Annotated in this window: 20 protein-coding genes; 11 read left to right on the forward strand and 9 right to left on the reverse strand. The window is 47.6% G+C overall.

Annotated elements, in window-relative coordinates:
• The first annotated feature begins 140 nt into the window (after nt 1–140).
• The 7 genes from HUN05_09515 (at nt 141) to HUN05_09545 (ending at nt 5761) form a co-directional block, all read left to right on the forward strand.
• Entirely contained in the window at nt 141–974 is an 834-nt protein-coding gene (locus HUN05_09515) for an aminotransferase class III-fold pyridoxal phosphate-dependent enzyme (protein WDP88005.1), read from the forward strand.
• 203 nt (nt 975–1177) lie between these two features.
• The gene (locus HUN05_09520; protein ID WDP85339.1) at nt 1178–2296 is read left to right on the forward strand and encodes an ISAs1 family transposase; all 1119 of its coding nucleotides are present in this window, start codon (nt 1178–1180) and stop codon (nt 2294–2296) included.
• Between the two features lie 150 nt (nt 2297–2446).
• A complete protein-coding gene (locus tag HUN05_09525) occupies nt 2447–3853 on the forward strand; it encodes a DEAD/DEAH box helicase (protein ID WDP85340.1) in 1407 nt (468 codons plus the stop codon).
• A gap of 9 nt (nt 3854–3862) precedes the next feature.
• A complete protein-coding gene (locus HUN05_09530; GenBank protein WDP85341.1) occupies nt 3863–4366 on the forward strand; it encodes a hypothetical protein in 504 nt (167 codons plus the stop codon).
• A 1-nt stretch (nt 4367) separates the two neighbouring features.
• Entirely contained in the window at nt 4368–4871 is a 504-nt protein-coding gene (locus HUN05_09535; protein ID WDP85342.1) for a DUF1456 family protein, read from the forward strand.
• 6 nt (nt 4872–4877) lie between these two features.
• Complete coding sequence (locus tag HUN05_09540) at nt 4878–5231, forward strand: TraR/DksA C4-type zinc finger protein (GenBank protein WDP85343.1); 354 nt, start codon at nt 4878–4880, stop codon at nt 5229–5231.
• Between the two features lie 200 nt (nt 5232–5431).
• Entirely contained in the window at nt 5432–5761 is a 330-nt protein-coding gene (locus HUN05_09545) for a TusE/DsrC/DsvC family sulfur relay protein (protein ID WDP85344.1), read from the forward strand.
• 573 nt (nt 5762–6334) lie between these two features.
• Here HUN05_09545 and HUN05_09550 read toward each other — a convergent pair.
• From HUN05_09550 to HUN05_09560, 3 genes are all read right to left on the reverse strand, one after another.
• Complete coding sequence (locus tag HUN05_09550; GenBank protein ID WDP88006.1) at nt 6335–7504, reverse strand: IS4 family transposase; 1170 nt, start codon at nt 7502–7504, stop codon at nt 6335–6337.
• Between the two features lie 390 nt (nt 7505–7894).
• Nucleotides 7895–8212 (reverse strand): hypothetical protein, encoded by a 318-nt coding sequence (locus HUN05_09555; protein WDP85345.1) that lies wholly within the window; start codon nt 8210–8212, stop codon nt 7895–7897.
• Between the two features lie 196 nt (nt 8213–8408).
• Nucleotides 8409–9620, reverse strand: coding sequence for an IS256 family transposase (locus tag HUN05_09560; GenBank protein WDP85346.1), 1212 nt, complete (start codon nt 9618–9620; stop codon nt 8409–8411).
• 463 nt (nt 9621–10083) lie between these two features.
• Between HUN05_09560 and HUN05_09565 the strand changes: the two genes are divergently transcribed.
• Nucleotides 10084–10596, forward strand: coding sequence for a hypothetical protein (locus HUN05_09565; protein WDP85347.1), 513 nt, complete (start codon nt 10084–10086; stop codon nt 10594–10596).
• Nucleotides 10597–10606: 10 nt separating this feature from the next.
• Here the strand turns inward: HUN05_09565 and HUN05_09570 are convergent, their stop codons facing one another.
• Together HUN05_09570 and tyrA are read right to left on the reverse strand one after the other, a co-directional pair.
• Complete coding sequence (locus HUN05_09570; GenBank protein WDP85348.1) at nt 10607–11299, reverse strand: DUF2293 domain-containing protein; 693 nt, start codon at nt 11297–11299, stop codon at nt 10607–10609.
• Nucleotides 11300–11311: 12 nt separating this feature from the next.
• Nucleotides 11312–12454 (reverse strand): bifunctional chorismate mutase/prephenate dehydrogenase, encoded by a 1143-nt coding sequence (tyrA, locus tag HUN05_09575; protein WDP85349.1) that lies wholly within the window; start codon nt 12452–12454, stop codon nt 11312–11314.
• A gap of 89 nt (nt 12455–12543) precedes the next feature.
• Between tyrA and HUN05_09580 the strand changes: the two genes are divergently transcribed.
• Nucleotides 12544–13404 carry a DMT family transporter gene (locus HUN05_09580; GenBank protein WDP85350.1) on the forward strand — a complete coding sequence of 287 codons (861 nt, stop codon included), beginning with the start codon at nt 12544–12546 and terminating at the stop codon, nt 13402–13404.
• Between the two features lie 160 nt (nt 13405–13564).
• Nucleotides 13565–15952 carry a PAS domain S-box protein gene (locus tag HUN05_09585; GenBank protein ID WDP85351.1) on the forward strand — a complete coding sequence of 796 codons (2388 nt, stop codon included), beginning with the start codon at nt 13565–13567 and terminating at the stop codon, nt 15950–15952.
• Nucleotides 15953–15971: 19 nt separating this feature from the next.
• Here HUN05_09585 and HUN05_09590 read toward each other — a convergent pair whose 3' ends face one another.
• From HUN05_09590 to HUN05_09605, 4 genes are all read right to left on the reverse strand, one after another.
• Nucleotides 15972–16868, reverse strand: coding sequence for an MBL fold metallo-hydrolase (locus tag HUN05_09590; GenBank protein WDP85352.1), 897 nt, complete (start codon nt 16866–16868; stop codon nt 15972–15974).
• Nucleotides 16869–16871: 3 nt separating this feature from the next.
• Nucleotides 16872–17531 (reverse strand): NAD(P)/FAD-dependent oxidoreductase, encoded by a 660-nt coding sequence (locus HUN05_09595; protein WDP85353.1) that lies wholly within the window; start codon nt 17529–17531, stop codon nt 16872–16874.
• A gap of 130 nt (nt 17532–17661) precedes the next feature.
• Nucleotides 17662–18213, reverse strand: a complete 552-nt coding sequence (locus tag HUN05_09600) for a hypothetical protein (protein ID WDP85354.1) — start codon at nt 18211–18213, stop codon at nt 17662–17664.
• Nucleotides 18214–18396: 183 nt separating this feature from the next.
• Nucleotides 18397–19332, reverse strand: a complete 936-nt coding sequence (locus HUN05_09605; GenBank protein ID WDP85355.1) for a hypothetical protein — start codon at nt 19330–19332, stop codon at nt 18397–18399.
• Between the two features lie 299 nt (nt 19333–19631).
• On the opposite strand from HUN05_09605, the gene HUN05_09610 reads away from it, so the two are divergent.
• Complete coding sequence (locus HUN05_09610; protein WDP85356.1) at nt 19632–20321, forward strand: FAD-dependent oxidoreductase; 690 nt, start codon at nt 19632–19634, stop codon at nt 20319–20321.
• Nucleotides 20322–20339: the final 18 nt, after the last annotated feature.

Genomic DNA, 20339 nt, shown 5'->3' on the forward strand with positions numbered 1-20339 from the left:
CGACGTGGCTGATTGAAGGCCCATTCTCGGACCTGACTTTTACTTCCGCTGGCGCTGAGGCAGATCCGGGAACCGAAACCGTGACACAGAATTCTGAACATTCCCATGAATATATCTATAATTGCACGGGCCATGGCCTCATGATTCCCAATATTGTTGATGCACAAGGTGTTTATCAGGTTGATGAAAACGGAAAACAATACATGGATTTAGAATCAGGGGTCTGGTGCACATCCCTCGGGCACAATCATCCTTTGATCAACACGGCCATAAAAAATCAATTGGATGCCATAGTGCATGCCGGGTTTTGCTATTCCAGCAAAATTGTTCAGGAGGCCGCCGCCTTGATCTTATCAATCACAGGGTTTAAAAATGGAAAATCTGTATTCCTATGCTCCGGCAGCGAGGCCATTGAGCTAACAAGGCAGATCGCCAGGCACCTGACCGGGAAAAAAATATCCATGACACTCCATGACTCATATCTTGGGTCCTATAGTTCAGCCACCAACAGAGAACACGGATGGTTTATTTTTAACTGGGAAGACTGCAAATCCTGCCAAAGACAAAACGAGTGTGATACCTCCTGCGCCCTGTTACAGGCTATCCCCAAAGAGATTTCCGAATTTATTTTTGAACCTGGCAGTTCCTCGGGCTTTGTCAGGTTTCCGCCCAAAGCCCTGATACAAAATATTGTCAAAATCGTACAAAAAAATAAGGGCAAAATCATTGCCAATGAAGTCACCACGGGAATCGGACGGACAGGGGAATGGTTCGGGTATAATCATTACGCGATAGAGCCGGATATGGTTGCCATGGGCAAGGGGGTTGGGAATGGATATCCTGTCAGTGTGGCAGCCATGAATGAAAAAACAATAAACGAGCTGGAGAGCACCCCAGGGTCATCGCATGTAACTTTTATTAAGATTCGTCCTTACCCGGCTGGAATAGGTGAGGGGGATTCCGTTAAATCTTAAGCGGTCGTCCTGACCGCTTAAGAAGCGGAAATGATCGGACCTATGCCGTCCTGGCGGGCCGCTCATTTACGCCACTCCACCCCCTTCACCCTATCCCAGTCTGGCTCTCCTGGCTTGCTATAGTATATGAGCATCGAACAAAATTTTCCTAGACATCGCTGCACAGATACGATATATATGGCAATAAACACAAGGAGTTGCCAATGAACGAAAAAAAATCTCTTGAAACTTTTTTTGACAATATTCAGGACCCCAGACACCACAATAAGCTTCATAATTTAATTGATGTCGTCATCATCGCAATTTGTGCGGTAGTTGCTGGCGCAGACACTTATGAGCAAATTGAAAACTTTGGCAAAAAGAGAAAAAGGTGGTTGTCAAAATTTCTAAGCCTTCCCCATGGGATACCCTCCCATGACACCTTTGGCAGAATTTTTGAAAGGATGAACCCGAATGAATTTCAGAGCAGTTTTATGCACTGGGTTCAGTCGGTTGCAAAGATGACCAAAGGTCAAGTCATTGCAATCGACGGCAAAACTCTAAGGCGTTCACACGATACCTCCAATGATAAGAAAGCCATTCATATGATCAGTGCGTGGGCTTCGTCTAATAAAGTGGTTTTAGGGCAATTAAAAACCGAAGAAAAATCAAATGAAATTACGGCCATTCCAAATCTTTTAAAACTTTTAGATATCTCGGGCTGCATTATAACCATTGATGCCATGGGCACTCAAAAGAAAATCGCTGAAACCATAATAAACAAAGGGTGTGACTATGTCCTTGCCCTGAAAGAAAATCATAAAACCTTGCATGATGAAGCGGTACTTTTTTTCAATAAAATGGAAGAAATGAAAAATCAGGGGTACCAGTTTAATGAACAGACCAGTGTTGACGGAGGGCACGGTCGAGTCGAAACGCGCAGGGCTGTGATAACCTCTGATATTGATTGGTTTGAAGATAAAAAAAGTTGGAAAGGTTTGAAAAGTATTGGAATGATTGAATCCACCCGGGAAATGGACGGCCAGATCAGTCATGAAAAGCGATATTATATATCGAGCCTGGATAGCGACCCCAATATTTTTGGTAATGCTGTCAGGAGGCATTGGGGAATTGAAAATTCAGTGCATTGGGTATTGGATATTGCGTTCCGTGAAGACGAAAGCAGAGTCAGAAAGGGGAACTCTCCTGAGAATTTTGCAGCGATTCGGCACATTGCATTAAATTTATTACGGAACAATAAGACATTTAAAGGGAGTGTAAAAACCAAAAGGTTGAATGCTGCTATGGATATCAAATATCTGGAGGAAGTTATGTTTGGATGATACTTGAACCAATCAAAACTATAGGCACTTTACAATATTTACATGCGTGAGCCCTGCCCCCCATGGTGAAATACAAGACATTTGCTCATAAGTGTGGTATAAGCCCCTTGGTATTGATTCGGCAAATTAAGATAAAATTCAGGATATTAAATGTCATTTAATGAACTCGGCCTCAGGGCGGAACTGCTCAAAGCGGTTAAATCAAAGGGGTACAAGGCCCCAACCCCCATCCAGACCCGGGTGATTCCGGTGATATTAAACAACCGGGATGTCCTTGCCCGGGCCCAGACCGGCACCGGAAAAACAGATGCCTTTGCCCTTCCCCTGGTTGACCTGCTCAGCCGGGAACAGGTCAATAAACGGCATCCCAGGGTGCTGGTCCTGGCCCCGACCCGGGAACTGGCCCTGCAGGTGGGAGAGAGTTTTAAAGCCTATGGCAGGCGGGTCTCCATTCGATGCACAGTGGTCTACGGCGGGGTTAACATCGCTCCCCAGATTGACCGGCTCAAACGGGGAATTGATATTCTTGTGGCCACACCGGGACGGCTGCTGGATCTGGCAGAACACCGGTCTCTGGATCTGTCTCACATCGAATTTTTGGTCTTTGACGAGGCTGACAGGATGCTGGACCTAGGATTTAAGGATGAAATTTCCCAGGTACTCCAACAGGTGCCCCAAAAACGAAGAACCATGCTTTTTTCTGCCACCTATACCCAAGAGATCCGGGACCTGGCAAAGATCATGCTGGACAACCCTGAATTTATTGAGGTGGAGTTCAGTCAAAAAACCCCAAAGGCCATTGAGCAACAGGTTCACCTGGTGGAACAGACCAACAAACGGGCCCTGCTCATCCATCTGATTATCCAGGAGGGCTGGACCCAGGCCCTGGTCTTTGTCCGGACCAAACACGGGGCAAACAAGCTCACTGAGAAACTGGCCGCGAAAAAGATTTCAGCCGCAGCCCTCCACGGCAACAAAAGCCAGTCATTCAGGACCCGGACCCTGAAAGAGTTCAAATCCGGAAAAATCCGCATCCTTGTGGCCACGGATGTGGCGGCCAGGGGCCTTGATATCACCCAGCTGCCCCAGGTGGTCAATTATGACATGCCCGGAGCGGCTGAAGATTATATCCACCGCATCGGCCGTACCGGCAGGGCCGGCGTCAGGGGAATGGCCATCTCCCTTGTCAGTCTCAAGGAAAAACCCCAGCTAAAAGCCGTTGAAAAACTGCTGGGCTATAAAATTCCCAGAAAGGCGGTCAGCGGATTTACCCATGGAGAGGCCGTGCCCGATTTTGTTCTTTTGCGCCCCAACGATGAAACCAGCGAAAGAAAGGCGGACAAAAAAATCAAAGCCCTGGTTAAAGAGCGTAATGCCAAAAAAAAATCTCCCGGACCAAAATTGGAAAAGGGCAAGCCCGGAAAATCAAAAAAAATGGGGACGAAAAAACGCCAGACCCAATCCGGGCCCACGTCCACAAGCCCCAAAAAAAAGGATAAGGAATCCAGGTCCAGACGGCCCGCCAAAAAAGGCCGGACCAGAAACCGGCAAAGATAAAAACAGACCATGATTTCAAGGCTTAAAACAATTGAAGACCTTTTCCCTCTGTATTCGGACTATTTAAGGCAGATGAGCCAGTATTATCATATCCAAAATCTGGATAAATGGCTGGAAACCGCCTTGAAAAATTTAAAAAAAAATAAAGATTTGCGCCGCCACCCTGTTTTTATCATCCGAGGGTCCAACGAAGTTAAAGGGTTTGCCATGGTCACCACCCATCTGGGGTTCAATACCCAGGGCCGGGCCATTGCCGAATTTTATATCCCCGAAGCCCATGAAAAAAAAGGATGGGGCAGAGCCTTGGCAGAACATGCATTTGACGGGTTTAAAGGGCCGTGGGAAGTCGGCCTTAGTCTTAAAAACACCAGGGCCATGGGATTCTGGAAACAGGTGATCTTTTCGTATACCTCGGGTGAATTCACAGAGAAAACCCAACCTGACACTGACACCTATGGATTTTTGTTTAATACTAAAAACGGCCAAAATATAAACGGCCTTAAAAAGGATTGATATGACCGACAACGATATTTTACGGCGGATCCGCTACACCTTTGATCTTGGAGATTCTAAAATGATGGCAATTTTCGGCCTGGCAGGGCTTAAAGTCACCCGGGCCCAGGTCAGTGACTGGCTGAAAAAAGAGGATGATCCCGCCTATGTGGAATGCCCGGATAAAACACTGGCCATATTCCTCAACGGCCTGATCATTGACAAGCGGGGCAAAAAAGAGGGTCCCCAGCCTGAACCGGAAACCCGATTAAACAACAATATCATATTCAGGAAATTAAGAATCGCCCTGGATCTCCAGGCCGATGATATTATGGAAATCCTTGCCCGGGCAGGGACAGCGATCAGCAAGCATGAGTTGAGCGCTTTTTTTAGAAAACCGGGGAACCGGCATTTCAGAACCTGTAAAGACCAGGTGCTTCGTAAATTTTTAAAGGGTGTCCAGGATACCTTCCGTCCCAAGGTCTGGTCTGCCCCTGCCGAAGACCGGACAGATTCAAAAGGGTAATCCTTCATGCATCCAGACCAGAAACAAGAAATTCACCAGGCCATGGTTAAAAAGATCAAGGCCCTTAAAAAAAGCATTAAAACCTTTGGGCATTTGTCAAAGCCGGTATCACCGGACAATGCCATTGGCCGGCTGACCCGGATGGAGGCCATCAGCAGCAAAAATATCAATGCCGCCTCCCTTGCAAAATCAAAGCTCACCCTGAAAGCACTTGAAAAGGCCCTTGAATCCATTGAGGATCCTGATTTCGGCCTCTGCCTCAGTTGCCAGGAGCCCATTCCCCATAAACGGCTGATCATCATGCCAGAAACCTCTCTTTGCGTGGGGTGTGCAGAAAAACTCAATTCAGGACAAAAATAAGCCAGGCTGACCATAAATACAACCGGCTTATTGTTTTGTTCTCCTAACATTTACTTTCATTTATTCTGTATTATATTAAGCCTATGGAAAAACAAATCCGTTAGGGTGGCATTCAGCCATCGATCCGCTTTCACTGGCTTCGGCTGCCCCTGCACTGGTTTTTTAAAATATAAAAACAATCCTGTTAAGGAGATAAAAATATGAATTTAAATGCCAACCTGCCCGCCCTGGACCCGGAAGGATTTTTGGTGGATATGAACGAGTGGACCGAAGAGGTGGCCTGTGATTTGGCCGACCGGGAAGGAGTCTCCCACGAGTGCCCTTTGAACAGAGAACAAATGGACATTATACATTTTGTCAGAGATTATTATCAACGGTTTGAAGCCTTTCCCATTATCCGGGCCGTGTGCAAACATGTAGGGCAAGACAAGGCCTGCCAGTACGAACAATTTCCCGACCCCATTACGGCCTGGAAAATCGCAGGACTGCCCAGGCCCACCCCGGAAGTTTTGGCAAAGATAAAGCATTAATAAGGGCTGTTTTTTTGCCCGTGCCAGAAATCAAAAATTTATGTATAAGATGGGTTCGCCTGGTATCAATTTTATCCGGTATCACCCTTTCCCTGGTACACGGTTTAAAGAAGGTCTGTGCCCTAACCCGGCGGGGGCACGGGTGGGTACTTCACCTAAAGCATTCCCGGTCGTCCTGACCGGGAATGCAACGGACGCTCTGATGATTTGCGGTCCTGCAATCATTCAGAGCTCACGCCGGTTCAGCATCCCCCCCGCACCCCCGCCTGATTCCCCTGGTAAACTTTCACGGTTGTAAATTCTCCAAAAAAAATTTAGGACCTCAGACAAAACAAGGGGTTTTAAGAAATGGCCATCAGCAGATTTTAATAAACGGCGTTCGTAAACCGGGGTCTCCAGGCTGTGGCGGGGATGGCTTGCCAGCGGCGTGAGTACAGCCGGATGTCAGGATGACAAATCCGGTTGTACTCACGCTGTGTAGCGGATCAGGACGATCCGCGGAAGTTTAGCTGGAAGCCCTCTTCGTTACGGCCGGGTTCAGGCTAACTTTTACTTTTTTCCAGTGATGTCCGGTTAGGTTTTTGCTTGCTCAATAATTTTTTGATCTTTGACAATATTGTCCCTGTTTGAACTATGAGAGCCCTGCTCCTCGCAGCCAAACAGGTCATTTAGAATGGCGGTTCGCAGCTGCCGAACTCTTTTGATCGTGACCTTTTCATTAAACTGTTTTTGGCAATGGATTGCCAGTAACAGGTAAGTGATAAGGCCGCCAAGAATCTGAACCATAAGGCCGTATTCACTGCGGGCAATGAGATGATATACCTTCAGATGTTCTTTCCACCATTTGAAAAAATCCTCAATGGTCCACCGGAGTTTATAAATTGTTGCTATTTGTTCCGCTGTTAAATCATGCCTGTCAGTTGCCACATAGTATTTGACGCCAGCAATTTTATAGCCAACAACCCGAACAGGCCTTTTCGTCTGGTTTTGATTCGGAGTACCAAGTTTAACCAGTGCATCATAAAAAATGTAGCTGTCGGAAGGGGTCTCGTGGTTATCAATAATTGTTCTTGTTGTCCTGGTTTTTATACGGCAGACAAAATGTTTGCCTTGCTCCTGAAGCAGGTCAAATTCTTTATGGGATTGATATCCACGATCCATAACACCTGTTTGCCCCTTGGAAACTATTTTGGGAACAAAGGTGCGTTCAGCGCCGTTGCCTTCAGTCAAAAAGATTTTGTTTGGGATTCCGTGATTAATGTCAAATCCGCAATGTACTTTGGCTTTTTTACTTCCTTTTCTGTAGTTCGCCCAGTGCATTGAAAGGACTGCATTTATGAGACTACCGTCAATGGAAACCAACTCTCCTAACTCGGCGTGTTCACCCGGATGACACTCAAGAGCCTGTTTATAAAGATCCTCAAAGATAAATTGCAGTTGTTCGAGTCCCCTGTGATTGATGGCTTCACAGAAACTACTACGGCTGATACCACCGTCTGGCGCAATATTTTCTTTAGCAAAAACATTCTCCTTGAGATCCTGAATTAAATGTCGGGCAGACTTGTGCTCCTGAAGATGGAAATAAACCAAAGCATTTATCTGGTCTTCGAATGTCATTTTTAAAGGGCGGTCTCCTCGAGATTGTAATTCCGGTGCTTTTGAAAGTGACTTTATCAGAGGGCACCTGAAATTGTCAAAGTTCAGGGACCGTAGTTGTTTTTTAGGGACTGAGATGTGCGTCATTTGAGCTCCTTGAGTTAAATTTTCAAGGCGCACAAAAATTTTTACGCACATTTGTCAACACAAAACAGACTGTTTTTTCAATGATTTTAGATGCTTTTTATATGCAACAACCTAACCGGACACTACTGACTTTTTTCAAATCTTTTTTGAAAACACTGGCAGAAATCAGCTATTATTCTAAATTCTTTGTTTGCCCAAAATCAGCTTTCTCCGGTATATTCTTGATTTTTCCAGCTCCTCGGACAGGAACGAAAATAACCTTGCTCTTCTGCGGTCGGGTCTTTTTGCGACCCGTAGCAAGAGCATTGTTGGAAACCCATATTAATTCTTAGAATGCTGTTTAAAATTCGAAAATCAAAGTGTAAGCCGCATTCCAACACATTATTTTTGTTATTGGTCCGTATCCAGAAAGTCAAAGCGACCTATTCGTAACAGATTTTCTCTGGCACGTTCTGCATGTTCACGGACCTCGTCATCTATAGAATTAAGGCCTGCCATCAGAATGGGTTTGGCTCTTTCTGTAGATAAAAATATCCTTTTATCTTGATCCATAGAATCTGTGATTTTAACAAAGCATTCAATGACTAATGGTAAATGTTCCGGAAGAAATTTATTTAATGCTCTTAACTCTGAGTAAAGGTTTGAATCTTGTGGAACTCCTAAATCGAGAATTTTCTTAAAAGAGACTAAACGCCATTCAGAATCCAAACATTCGGCTTCCAGCCAAGAGCTGAGGAATGTTCAGAATTCTGTGTCACGGTTTCGGTTCCCGGATCTGCCTCAGCGCCAGCGGAAGTAAAAGTCAGGTCCGAGAATGGGCCTTCAATCAGCCACGTCGGAGGAGTTGACTTTTGCTGGAGTGGAGTTCCTGGAACCATCTTTTCCATCTGTAAATAAATCCCTATCAAATTCCCAGCTCTTTATCCAGCCGGCCTTCAAAGAAAATTGCCAACTGGGAAATTGTCAGTGACCAATTTTGAATCGGCATTGTCCATTTTTTACTGGCGTTCTGGATCCCCATGTAAAGCAGCTTTAACAGGCTGTCCTGGTTCGGGAATGATCCCTTTGTTTTGGTCAGTTTTCGAAACTGTCGATGCACAGCCTCAATGGTATTTGTGGTGTATATTATCCGTCGAATCTCTTCTGGATATTTAAAGAAATGACTGAGGCGTTCCCAGTTGTTCCGCCAGGATTTTATCACAATCGGGTATTTGTCATTCCATTTATTTTCCAAGATATCCAGTTCTTCTTCGGCCAGATCCTTATTGACCGCTTTATAAACACGTTTTAGATCTGCCATAAATTCTTTTTTATTTTTGGAACCAACGTATTTCAATGAATTTCGGATCTGGTGGACTACGCAGAGTTGAACTTCTGTGTCCGGGAATATGGTCTCAATGGCCTCGGGAAAACCTTTTAGACCATCAACACAGGCAATCAGGATATCTTTTACCCCTCGGTTTGAAAGGTCTGTTAACACCTGCAGCCAGAAGTTCGCACCCTCATTCTCGGATATGTACAGCCCAAGAACCTCTTTGCGGCCCTCGATATTCACCCCAAGAATTGTGTAAACGGCTTTGCTGCCGACCTTTCCGTTTTCTCGTACTTTATAATGTATGGCATCAAGCCATATGATTGGGTACACATTTTCCAACGGCCTGGCTTGCCATTCTTTGACGGTATGGATGATTTTATCGGTAATGGTGCTCAGAGTGGCATTTGAAATCTCAAGTCCATAGATTTCCTGTAAATGGGAAGCCATATCATTATAACTCATGCCCAGGCCGTAAAGGGCTATTATCTTTCTTTCAATTTCATCGCTGAGCGTTGTCTGATGTTTTTTGACGATCTGTGGAGAGAAGGTTCCGGCCCTGTCACGCGGGGTTTCCAGCTCAAATTTACCATCCAGGGATTTAATGGTCTTTTTGCTTTTTCCATTACGGCGGTTGGCAGAAACTTCCTGCCCGAGATGGGACTCCAACTCTCCTTCAAGAGCAGCTTCAGCAAGATTTTTGATTAATGATGTAAGGACGCCGCCCTTACCTGTGAAGGGTTTACCTTCCTGGATGCCTTTAAGGGCTTTTTGAAAATCAAATTCGGTGTTTTCTTCGGTCATGTCAGTTCTCCTTATTTAGCTGAGTATATCAGCTTTCATTCAACTGACACAGAATTTTGAACGCCCTCTGATTCATTGGGTTTCCTTTATTGTTTCATCGCGGTGCTGCCGCCGCAAACAGTTGAGTTAAAAACCGCCACTTCCAAAGATCAAATCACTACCACGATGGAAATGGACTGTAAACAATTTCCAAAACCTGATCAAAGGGTCTGTTCAATTGTTTTTCAGCCAAGGCGGATCGTTCGTTCTCGATCCCGGACCTAGGTGGATATAAAAATATTTCTTGTACTCAGAATCAAGGCTCAGAACGCCGGTTTCTTTGCATTTGTGGTGGGCCGGCCAACCTTAGGGCAGGCCTTTTTTTATGGTATTTAACCGTTTACACAGGCCTGGATTTAGGGTATCAACCCCAGAATAGATACGCTTGACGGTTAGCTGCAAACAACCCAAAAGGACAGAAAAAATGCTAAATTTCATGGAAGCCGTCCCCTTATCAGTCTTTCTTGTGTATATCAGATACATTGATGCCAGCATCCCTGGAAATTGGAAACTTCCCTTTATTGTCAGCGGAATTGCCGCCCTTGTTCTTATCTTTGTCTGGTTTTTAAAAAAAAGGGGGATGAATCCTCTTTTTTTGGGAATCAATCTTTACCTGCTCTCCGGGGCCATGGCATTTATCGGCCACCAATGGTGGCTTCCCCGGATATACAATGATCTGGAGGCCTCGGGGATGCTTTTGTGGATAATCGTTGTGGGGATTTTTACCACGCTCCTGAGCCCCGGAGGATTTGTGGGTACCCCCTGTTCTTGTAAAAACCGTATTCGAAAATATTCCGTTTACCTGTTGATGGCTGCCTGTGTCGGGTTTGGCCTTTCCTGGGGGTTTCAAGGAGATAAATTGCTCTCGGAGATCATTCCTTTTGCAGGGCTGTTTTTTATCCAAAACAGGTTAAAATATAGATTGAATACCCTTTGAAAAAAGTCCTTTAGCCCAGGGCTTTTTTCAGGGGGCAGTCTTTTGGGGTGTCCCGGCCCTGGCGGTAATCCTGGAGCAGGGCCAATGAGGCCTGGGCCAGTTTTCTTCGAACCTGACGCCGCTCTCCTTTTATCCGGGCAATGCGCATGGATTCATAGGCGGTGACCTTATGGCGCATCCAGGCAATCACGGCAGCCTGTGCCCTTTTTTCAATGGGGATGCGCTGGGTTCTGGCCACGGTGCCTGACCCCACCGGGGTGGCATGCAAGGTGATTTTTTCGCCCATATCCCGGGCCATGGCCTGGTATTTGGGGTGAAAATTTAAAAATTGGATCACCTGGAAATAAAATTCTTTAACATAGGCGTCGTGTTGCACCTGTTTGCGGGCCAGGGTTTTCTCACGCTGTTTTGCATATTCCGGGGTGGAGCGTTTTTCCAGGATCATGGCTTTGGATTCTTTTATATCCTGGGCACTGGCCCAGATTCCCTTGGATATTTTGCGTCTGCCATGGTTCACCTGAACCTTCCAGCTGGGTCCCCTGGTTTTGACCTGCCGGGTTACGGCGGCATCTCCGGCAGGCAGAAACGCCCAGTCCTTCGGGGGCCTCAGTTCTTCACCAGACTCAGACAAGAGGGTTTGGGGGCGTTTCCCCGGAAAAACAATGAGATGGGGATGGTTTGTTTTTAATGGTTTAGATGTCATGGAATCGTTGATCTATAATCGTTCAATGAGCTTGTCAATAATAAAGGTGCTTTCTCTCATGGCCTGCTCACTAAAGGGGCCGAACCATTGGGCCACCTGGCTGAACTGGCGGATGAATCCTTTTTTGTCGTTTTTGTCCAGCATCTCTATCTGGCGGCTGAAAGAGTCAATAAAATCCTTGAGCAGCTGGCGGCGTTCAGGCGTGGCAAAGATGATTTCAGCATAGAGGTTGGGGTCCTGGGCAAAGAGCCGGCCGACCATGCCCAGCTCCAGCCGGTAAATGGGGCTTGAAAATTCCAGGGTCCGCTCCAGCTGCACATGGCGGTGGTAGAGAAAATCCCCGAAACAAAAGGTGGCAAAGTGGCGGAGGGCCTGGACGATTTCCATGACCTGATCATGTTCCTGGGCCGTGGCCCGGACAATGACAGCGCCCCAGAGGGCCAGCTGTTCTGTGAGCCATTGGCAGGCAGGCTCATCTTTTCCCGGACAGGTCACCATGATCTGTTTGTCCAATGATTCCGACGTCGGGCCGAACAAAGGGTGAAGTCCCATGACAGGCCCCTTGTGGAAACGGCACATGGCATCCAGGGGGCCTTTTTTCACCGAGGTCAGGTCGGCAAGAATGGTGTGGGCGGAAAGGTAGGGGCAGACCGCTTCCACAATAGCGCAGGTGGTTTCAATGGGCACTGAGACCAACACCAGATCAACACCGCTACAAAGCTCTTTGGCTGAATCCCAGTCTTCTTTGTCCAGGGTGCGGACCTTATACCTTGACTGGGAAAAGAGTCTGGCAAAGAATCTGCCCATCTGGCCTTTGCCCCCGATCACCAATACGGATGCATCCGGCCGGATGCCCTTGCGTTCCATTTTCTGGGTCTGTTTGATCCTGGACTGACGGAGGATAATCCGGTACAGGTCTTCCATGAAGTCCGGATCCACACCGGCCCTGTCAGCCTGGGACCTGAGCCGGTAGATGAGATCCTCTTCCCTTGCCGGGTGGTATACGGGCATGTTGTGGTTCTTTTTCAGGGCCACCACCTGCTCAACCTGTTCCTGGCGTTTTTCAATCAAGGAAAGGATTTCAGAGTCAATGCGGTCAATCTCATCCCGCAGGGGCCTGATTTTTTCTAAAAAAATTGTATTGTCTTTTTCCATGGTATATGTTCTTTTTTGACCTTGGTCCTGCAAATGGGTTGCATACCATCAAAACCTATCAATTTCAAGAATGATTGACAATATAAATCATGGAAACCAAAGCAAGATGGGGGTATCTGGCCGTGTTCGGCTCTGCCTTCTTTTTTTACATGTCCACTGTGGTGATGAAATGGTCTGCCATGGCAGGACTTTCTATTGAGGCCTCCATGTTTACTTTGGCCCGGTTTTTGTTCGGGTTCATAACGGTTCTCATTGTCATGGCTGTCCAGCACCGGCCGGTTATCATCGTTAAAAAAAGATACCTTGTGGGCAGGGCCATGGGCAATGCCGCGGCTGTGTTCTGTTTTTTCAAGGCCGTGGAACTGACCTCCGTGGCCCAGGCCAATATATTGAACATGACCTATCCGCTGTTCATCGCCCTTTTTACATGGGTGGCATTCAAGTCCCAGCGGGATATGGCTGTTCTTTTGATCATGGGGGTGGCCTTTGCCGGGGTCTGGCTGATTCTCTCTCCTAAGGATATGGGCTTTAACACGGATTCTCTCTGGGGCCTGGCCTCGGGCATCAGTGCTGCATTTGCCATCATATATCTCAACATGTCACGGCAGGTCCATGACACCCATACCACCCTTTTTGCCATGTTCGGCCTGGGCGGAATTTTGGTGTTCTGCCTTTTTTTCAATCAGATGCGAATGCCATCCCTGGAGGAGCTGACCTACCTTTTTGCCTGTTCTGCCATTGCCATTGCAGGGCAATATTTGCTGACTATTGGGTTTAAATATGTCACCGCCATTGAAGGAAGCATTCTTTCTTCCACCCGGATTCTTTTGGCAGCCGTGCTGGGCCCTTTTATTGCCATGGATCCCTCCCTTCAATTTTCAGGATGGATCGGGGCCGGATTGATTTTTGCGGGCAACGTCTTTCTTGCCTTGAAAAAAGCCAGAGAATGACCTGTTTTTTTATTGGCTTTCTCCGGGGAATGGTGTAAACAAAATTTGTGTCGTGAATCCGGACTTTGTTTCGTGGCTATCTGATCTGAAATCATTGATTTGAACCGTAATCGTTTTTATTGCCGGCAGTTTGTAATTGAGTCAACCCTTAGGATGGTAAATGTCCATAACACCTCCCAGCAAATTATTGTGTGAAAATATCCAGGGTAAAGACGGCCTTGGCAGTCCTTTCTTTCAGATGATGATGGACAATGCACCGGATTTGATCTGGGCCAAGGATATGGATGACAATTATATTTTTGTGAACAAGGCCACCTGCCATATCCTGCTCAAATGCACCTCTGCTTCCAAGGCCCTGGGGCAAAACGATATTTATTTTGCCGCCAGGGAAAACAACCGGGGATATTTGCATACCTTCGGCGAAATCTGTGTGAATTCAGACCAGGTGGTGAAAAAGAGTGGCAAGCCCGGCAGGTTTATTGAAGAGGGCTTTGTACGCGGGGCTTACCTGATTTTGGATGTGAGCAAGGCCCCGTTTTACGATGACCAGGGGCAGATGATCGGAACCGTCGGATCTGCCAGGGATATCACCGCTGAAAGGGAAATTGAAACCAAGCTCAAGATCAGTGAAGAACGGTTCAGGCAGATGGCGGACTTTTTGCCCCTTCCCATTGCTGAATTTGACTTTGAGTTTCATCTTTTTTATGCCAACAGGGCAGGGCTCGACTATTTCGGGTATACCCGGGCGGATTATGAAAGATACCCCAGCATCAGCCATCTCGTTCCCCAGGACAAGCTGGACCTTCTCTCTTCATGGTTCGAAGATATCAAACAGGGCAATGAATGCTTTCCCTTTGAGATGGGGTTTATCAAAAAAGACGGCTCTGCTATTTATGGGGTGGTCAATGCCGCTCCCATCATGGAAGAAGGAAGAGCCATCGCTGTCAGGGTCTGTTTTACCGATCTTTCAGCCAGGCGGGATGCTGAAATCGCACTTCAGGAAAATGAGAACCGGTTTCGAACCCTGTTTAACGTGTTCAATGATCCGGTGTTTGTCCATCCGTTTGCCGAGGAAGGTTTTTTAAATTTTGTCGAGGTCAACGAGGTGGCCTGCCAATGGTATGGGTATACCAGAAAAGAGCTGCTCAATCTGAGTCCCCAGGATTTGATCCTTGATCCGGTTGGAAAGGGTATGGGCAGCGCTGAATCCAGAATAAATTTGATGAATGCAAAAAAAAGAACCATCCAGACCCTGAATAAAAAGAAAAACAATGAGATTTTCCCGGCTGAAATTTCTTCATCTGTTTTTGATTATAAGGGAGAAAAGATGATATTGTCCACGGTCCGGGATATCACGGACCGCCGCCAGAGCGAAAAAGAACGGGCAGATGCCTTAAAATTTGCAGCCGAACAGGAAAAATACGCCCTGGTCGGTCAGGTGGCAGGAAAAATGGCCCATGATTTCAACAATATCCTGGGCGGTATCATGGGAAATGCCGAACTCTCCCTCATGGACTGCAAAGATCCTGAAATAAAAAATACCCTTAGGCTCATCCTGGATCAGACCTTCAGGGGAAAAAATATGACCAAAAATCTGGTGGCCTTTGCCAGGGACCAGGAGCCCAAAGAGGCGTTCTTTAATCTGAACGAGAAATTGGACCTGGTCCTCAGCCTGATGAAAAAAGAGCTGAAACGGGTGAGGGTGGTCAGAAAATTTGCCGTGGACCTGCCCGATTTTTTGGCGGATCCGGGCATGATTGAGCATGCCCTGGTGAATTTGATTCAAAATGCTGTCCATGCCATGGGCAAAAATCCCAATCCCGAGCTGAAAATTTGTACGGCCCACCTGGCCGATTGCCTGGTCATTGAGATCCAGGACAATGGATGCGGCATTCCCGCCCAATACCATGACCAGATTTATGCCCCCTCTTTTACCCTCAAGGGAAGCAAGGATATTTTTGGGCAGTACAGCAAGGAGATCCGGGGCACCGGATACGGGATGTCCAACGTGAAAAAATATATCCAAAAACATCGGGGCAGCATCTGTTTTACCTCTGACCAGCAGACAGGTACCTGTTTTAAGATTGCTATTCCCTTGGTCAATAAGACGCTGACCCAGAAGGAAAAGATCCGCATGGCAAGAAAACAGGTGATTCAAAACAAAAAAATTCTCCTGGTGGAAGATGAGCCTGCCATCTCCGGGGTTCAGAAAAAAATCTTAAGTCAGACCCCCTTCCATCACAAGGTTACCCTTGCCTCCATGGGCCAGGATGCCATTGAAGCCTTTGACAAGGAAAACTTTGATCTTGTCAGCCTGGATTATCTTCTGCCCGGAAGGCTCAACGGCATGGATGTCTATTCCCATATCCGGCGCACCGATACAAAGGTGCCCGTTGTTTTTTTCTCTGGCAATATTGGTTTTTTAGAGTCCATGAAAGAGCTTGGGACAAAAGATCCCATGATGGATCATTTGTCCAAACCCTGTGAAAATATAGTGTTTGCAGACACGGTCAACGAGTGGCTGTTCAAAGCGGGCGCAGGCTTTTGATACCTTGAAATCTCATCTGTTACTCCCTGGCCCGTTTTATCAGCAGCCGGGTGCAGTTGAGGATGTTTTCTTCTGTGTACAGGGTGAATTCATCCTTGTAGGATTCTTCAAACAGGGCCTGTATCAGGTCCGGGTCTTTCATTTTTGTCTGGTTGATCCGTGAGATGGTGCTCAGGGTGAAGGCCCGGGCCTGGTCAATCCCTTTTGCGGCCTCATCGCCTAAAATGGGGCCCTGGTGGGCCGGGCAAAGAATTTTAGGGTTAAAACTGCGGATCAAATCAAGACTGTCTACATAGGCTTTGGCATTGGTAAAAAACAAGGGCCACAAGGCTCTGCCAGGATAGTGAAACCCTAAAGAATCTGAGCAGAACAGGGCCTGGTCACACCGGACCCGTCCCATAAGATTTGCCGGGGAATGGCCGTGTACCGGGATCAGTTCCAAATCAACGCCACCCCCAAGATCCAACAGGGTCGGAGCGGCTATTTCCTGGGCACGGCCCAGATCCGGGATGGATTCAAGGCTGCTGCGCCCGGGGGATATGCCCATTTTAACCAGGCCCTGGGACATGAATTTGTCCTCTTTGATCAGGGCCGGGCCTGCCTTGGGATGGGTGACAAAGGCGTTTGCCCCAATGCCCGCCACGACCCGGGCCTTGGGAAATCTTTTTACAAGGCCGGGCAGGCCGGTAATATGATCTGCATGGGGATGGCTGACGATCAGGTAGTCCGGGGCCACCCCGATGTTTTCCAATTGTCGGATCACGGCATCTGTCACCCCAGAAATTCCTGTTTCAAACAGGGCGGATTCTTGGGTGCCGGTGACCAGGATGAGGTTGAAAAAATAATTGCCCAGCACCCTGATTTTGGGGGTAAGGACAATGGGGAATTCAGCCTCCGGGATGTAATGGTCTTTCAAGTCTTATTCCTGAAGGGCTTGTTTGAATGGCTCCAGATCCACCCTTTCGATCATTTTTCCCAGGCGTTCACCTTTTTTGGCATTCTCTTTATAATAGGTGACGATTTGCTCACAGGCCCTGAGTGCGCTTTCATCGTCAAGGTCTGAAACAAGTTCTTTGGCAATTCTGGGCTGCATGCCCACATTTCCGCCGATGACCATGGTCCACCCTTGGGGGAATCCGATGAGCCCGATATCCCTGACCCAGGATTCAGAGCAGCTTAACTTGCACCCGGACACGGCCATCTTGAATTTGCCGGGCAGCTCATAGGCATGGTATTGTTCATCCAGTTTCATGCCTAGCCCCAAGGCATCCTGTTTGCCCAGTTTGCAGAATGTGGTGCCGGGGCAGGCTCTGATCGACCGGATGCACATGCCCACGGCCGCGCCTTTGTCAAGGCCGAGGTCCTCCCAGGCTGAGTCAATATCTTCTTCTTTTAAGCCCACAATGGCTATGCGGGTGGCACCGGTGAGTTTGATGGCTTTTGCATGGTAATTTTCTGCGACATCTGCAATCTTTCTGAGCAGTTCCGGGGTGATCACCCCGCAGGGTATATGGGGGGCAATGGCATAGGTTTCATTATCGTTCTGGGGGATGGCCCCCTTTTCTCCAAGTTTCAGCATAGAATCTCCGTCTTTGGTTGGTTTGGGTCAATATCCGAGCCTGAAATGGGTATACCAGATGATCAAGCCAAGGTCCAAACGTTTTGCTGCCAGGGCAGTTGAACGCCTGTGGCTTGGTCTGCCAGTCTTCTTAGTTTACGGTGTCCTTATAAACCGATAGGTAAAACAGGGTGGCAAAGGGCTGGAGAACGATAAATCCGATAAAGGAAGAACCGCCAACAGCGGTGAGTACCGTAAAGATGATAAATACGATCAAGTGATCGACCACATTGGTCCGGGTCATCATGGCAATGCTTTTCTTGATGGCGTCCACAATTCCTGATTTCTGGTCCACCATGATGGGGATCATGTAAAAGCAGGTGTACCCGATGGCAAGGGAGAAAATGATTCCCGGGACGATGAGCAGGGTAAACCCTATGAGGGTGATGATAAAGACCAGAAAGGTGAATAGCGCCAGGGGAAGAAAAAGCCGCATCTGTGACAGGACATCCTGGGCTCGAGGTTCCCGTCCGGTATTGAGCAGCTGATAAAGTGACCAGACATAGCCGGCAAAGGCCACGGGTGCCAATATTCCCAGGGTGACCACACTCAGGGCCATGGTCACAAGGGTTAAAATAATGAGCGGAACAATATTGGCAAGGCAAAGATTCCAGGCGACTTCAAAATGATGTTTGATATCCATGTTTTCCCCTTTTATTGAATTGTGAATAAATGATTTCGCATAATATCTGGAAAATATCAGGTTCGTCAATATTCCAAAGATAAATTATTCGGTTTTCAGGCGGGATGATCTTGGAAGATCTGCTTTTTTTTACCGGGTAAAGGTGAGCTGCTTTTTTTGTCGAATCACTCCTGGCAATTTGTTTTATTTTATGCGGATTCCCTCTTGTTTGTTCAGGGTAATGCTTCCTTGCTTGTAGAGGCTGCCCACGGCCCGTTTGAATTCTTTTTTGCTCATGGAAAATGCGGCCTGAATATCGTCGGGGCTGCTTTTGTCATGGCAGGGGCTGAATCCGTTGTTGGCCTCTAACACCGCAAGAATTTTCTGGGCCGAGGTTTTTACCGAGGCATATCCCGGCTGTTTTAAGGTCAGGTCCAGCTTGCGGTCTTGCCGGATCCTCAGGATATATCCCTGGCAACGATCCCCGATGGACAGGTCTTCAAAGGTTTGGTCCTTATAAAGCATGCCCTGGCAGGCCTGGTTGATAAGGGCGGTATACCCCATGGGGCTGATACTGTGGATGATCAGATCCACGGCCTCTCCCCCGGCAAATTCTGGGGGATCATTGGGGCACAGCTGGGTCATGAGGGTGGATCCGTAGACCCTGTGGGAGGATTTGTCCAGACAGATTTTGACCAAATGGGTTTCTCCAGGCTCCATCCGGTCCTGCTGCTGGTTCCGGGGAATCAACAGGTCCTTTTCCAGCCCCCAGTCCATAAAAATGCCGAATGCAGCCGTATCCTTTACTTTGAGGCCAACAATATCCCCGACGACCCCGGCAGGTTTCAGGGTGGTGGCCACGGGCCGGTCTTCTGAATCGGTGTGGACAAAGACATGGACTTTTTCACCCACACCAATGTTTTCAGGTACGTACTTGTTGGGCAAAAGCACCCGGTCCCGGCCAAAACTTAAATAGACCCCGTAATCGGAGAAATTTTCCACGGCAAGGTTGTGGAACTGACCGACCACAGCTTCGGGATCCTGGGCCAGAAAGGGATGGGACTGTCTGGATGAGGATCGTTGCTGATTTTTGTTCAGGTTTTTTTTTGCAAGTTTCCAAGGGCCTGTTATTTCTGACATGGGTTTTCCTTAAGGTTAGATGTACTTTTAGAGCATATCATATCATATCAGAGCCGAGACTGCCATATATCCTTGTTTTTTATACCCTGATGATGGGCCGTTTTTATATGGACAGCCTGTGGGATGGCCCCTTTTATTGTCCGGTATTTGCGATGCACAAAGGCAGGTACCCGCCTTGCCCGGAAACGAGTTGGTGTTTTCAGGTGAAATATATTGATTTTTTAATTTCACAGGCGCATAACGCTTGTGAAAAGGAGCGTAGATTTGATTATTATAAAAAATAAGGGTTTAAAATAAATATGCATACCCAAAAAGTGGATACCATCATCATTGGGGGCGGCCTCAGCGGGGTTTATGCGGCCTATCTGCTGGCGGCAAAGAAAAAATCTTTAACCCTGCTTGAAGCCCGGTCCCGTTTGGGGGGCAGAATTTTAAGCCCGGAGCACCAGGGTTTTTTTGCTGATCTTGGACCTTCCTGGTATTGGCCCGCGATCAACCCCAGGATAAATTCTTTGATAAAGACCCTGGGTCTGAAAGGGTATCCCCAGTTTGACATTGGCCAGGCCCGGTTTCAGACCAAGGACGGTTATGCCCAGACCGTTGACGGATATCCAATGGAGCCGCCCGGATGGCGGCTCAGCCAGGGGATGATTTCTCTTGTGAAAGGACTTTGTGCACAGATTCCAGAACAGGTGATTCAACTTAACCATCCGGTCTGCGAAATTCAACGCCTGGACAATGGGGTTGGCGTCATTGTGGGGCGTCATGACCAGGCGCCCAAGTGCAGGATAGACGCCTCTCAAATGATCCTGGCATTGCCGCCCAGGCTTGCGGCCTGTTCTATTTTGTTTACCCCTGATCTGTCCTACGATCTGACCCAGGCCATGTTAAAGGCCAGCACCTGGATGGCAGGCCATGCCAAATTTTTTGCCCTGTATGAAAAGGCCGATTGGCGGGAGGGCGTTCAAAATTCTGTGTCAGTTGAATGAAAGCTGATATACTCAGCT

It is taken from the genome of Desulfobacter sp. (assembly GCA_028768545.1).
Classification (GTDB): Bacteria; Desulfobacterota; Desulfobacteria; order Desulfobacterales; family Desulfobacteraceae; genus Desulfobacter.

Bases quoted from the DNA above. Each gene is read 5' to 3' on its own strand.
- HUN05_09560 (WDP85346.1), bottom strand. From the start codon at position 9,620: ATGACCGAAGAAAACACCGAATTTGATTTTCAAAAAGCCCTTAAAGGC.
- HUN05_09585 (WDP85351.1), top strand. From the start codon at position 13,565: ATGTCCATAACACCTCCCAGCAAATTATTGTGTGAAAATATCCAGGGT.
- HUN05_09545 (WDP85344.1), top strand. From the start codon at position 5,432: ATGAATTTAAATGCCAACCTGCCCGCCCTGGACCCGGAAGGATTTTTG.
- HUN05_09540 (WDP85343.1), top strand. From the start codon at position 4,878: ATGCATCCAGACCAGAAACAAGAAATTCACCAGGCCATGGTTAAAAAG.
- tyrA (WDP85349.1), bottom strand. From the start codon at position 12,454: ATGGAAAAAGACAATACAATTTTTTTAGAAAAAATCAGGCCCCTGCGG.
- HUN05_09580 (WDP85350.1), top strand. From the start codon at position 12,544: ATGGAAACCAAAGCAAGATGGGGGTATCTGGCCGTGTTCGGCTCTGCC.
- HUN05_09530 (WDP85341.1), top strand. From the start codon at position 3,863: ATGATTTCAAGGCTTAAAACAATTGAAGACCTTTTCCCTCTGTATTCG.
- HUN05_09570 (WDP85348.1), bottom strand. From the start codon at position 11,299: ATGACATCTAAACCATTAAAAACAAACCATCCCCATCTCATTGTTTTT.
- HUN05_09600 (WDP85354.1), bottom strand. From the start codon at position 18,213: ATGGATATCAAACATCATTTTGAAGTCGCCTGGAATCTTTGCCTTGCC.
- HUN05_09535 (WDP85342.1), top strand. From the start codon at position 4,368: ATGACCGACAACGATATTTTACGGCGGATCCGCTACACCTTTGATCTT.
- HUN05_09550 (WDP88006.1), bottom strand. From the start codon at position 7,504: ATGACGCACATCTCAGTCCCTAAAAAACAACTACGGTCCCTGAACTTT.
- HUN05_09525 (WDP85340.1), top strand. From the start codon at position 2,447: ATGTCATTTAATGAACTCGGCCTCAGGGCGGAACTGCTCAAAGCGGTT.
- HUN05_09605 (WDP85355.1), bottom strand. From the start codon at position 19,332: ATGTCAGAAATAACAGGCCCTTGGAAACTTGCAAAAAAAAACCTGAAC.
- HUN05_09595 (WDP85353.1), bottom strand. From the start codon at position 17,531: ATGCTGAAACTTGGAGAAAAGGGGGCCATCCCCCAGAACGATAATGAA.
- HUN05_09520 (WDP85339.1), top strand. From the start codon at position 1,178: ATGAACGAAAAAAAATCTCTTGAAACTTTTTTTGACAATATTCAGGAC.
- HUN05_09515 (WDP88005.1), top strand. From the start codon at position 141: ATGATTCCCAATATTGTTGATGCACAAGGTGTTTATCAGGTTGATGAA.
- HUN05_09610 (WDP85356.1), top strand. From the start codon at position 19,632: ATGCATACCCAAAAAGTGGATACCATCATCATTGGGGGCGGCCTCAGC.
- HUN05_09565 (WDP85347.1), top strand. From the start codon at position 10,084: ATGCTAAATTTCATGGAAGCCGTCCCCTTATCAGTCTTTCTTGTGTAT.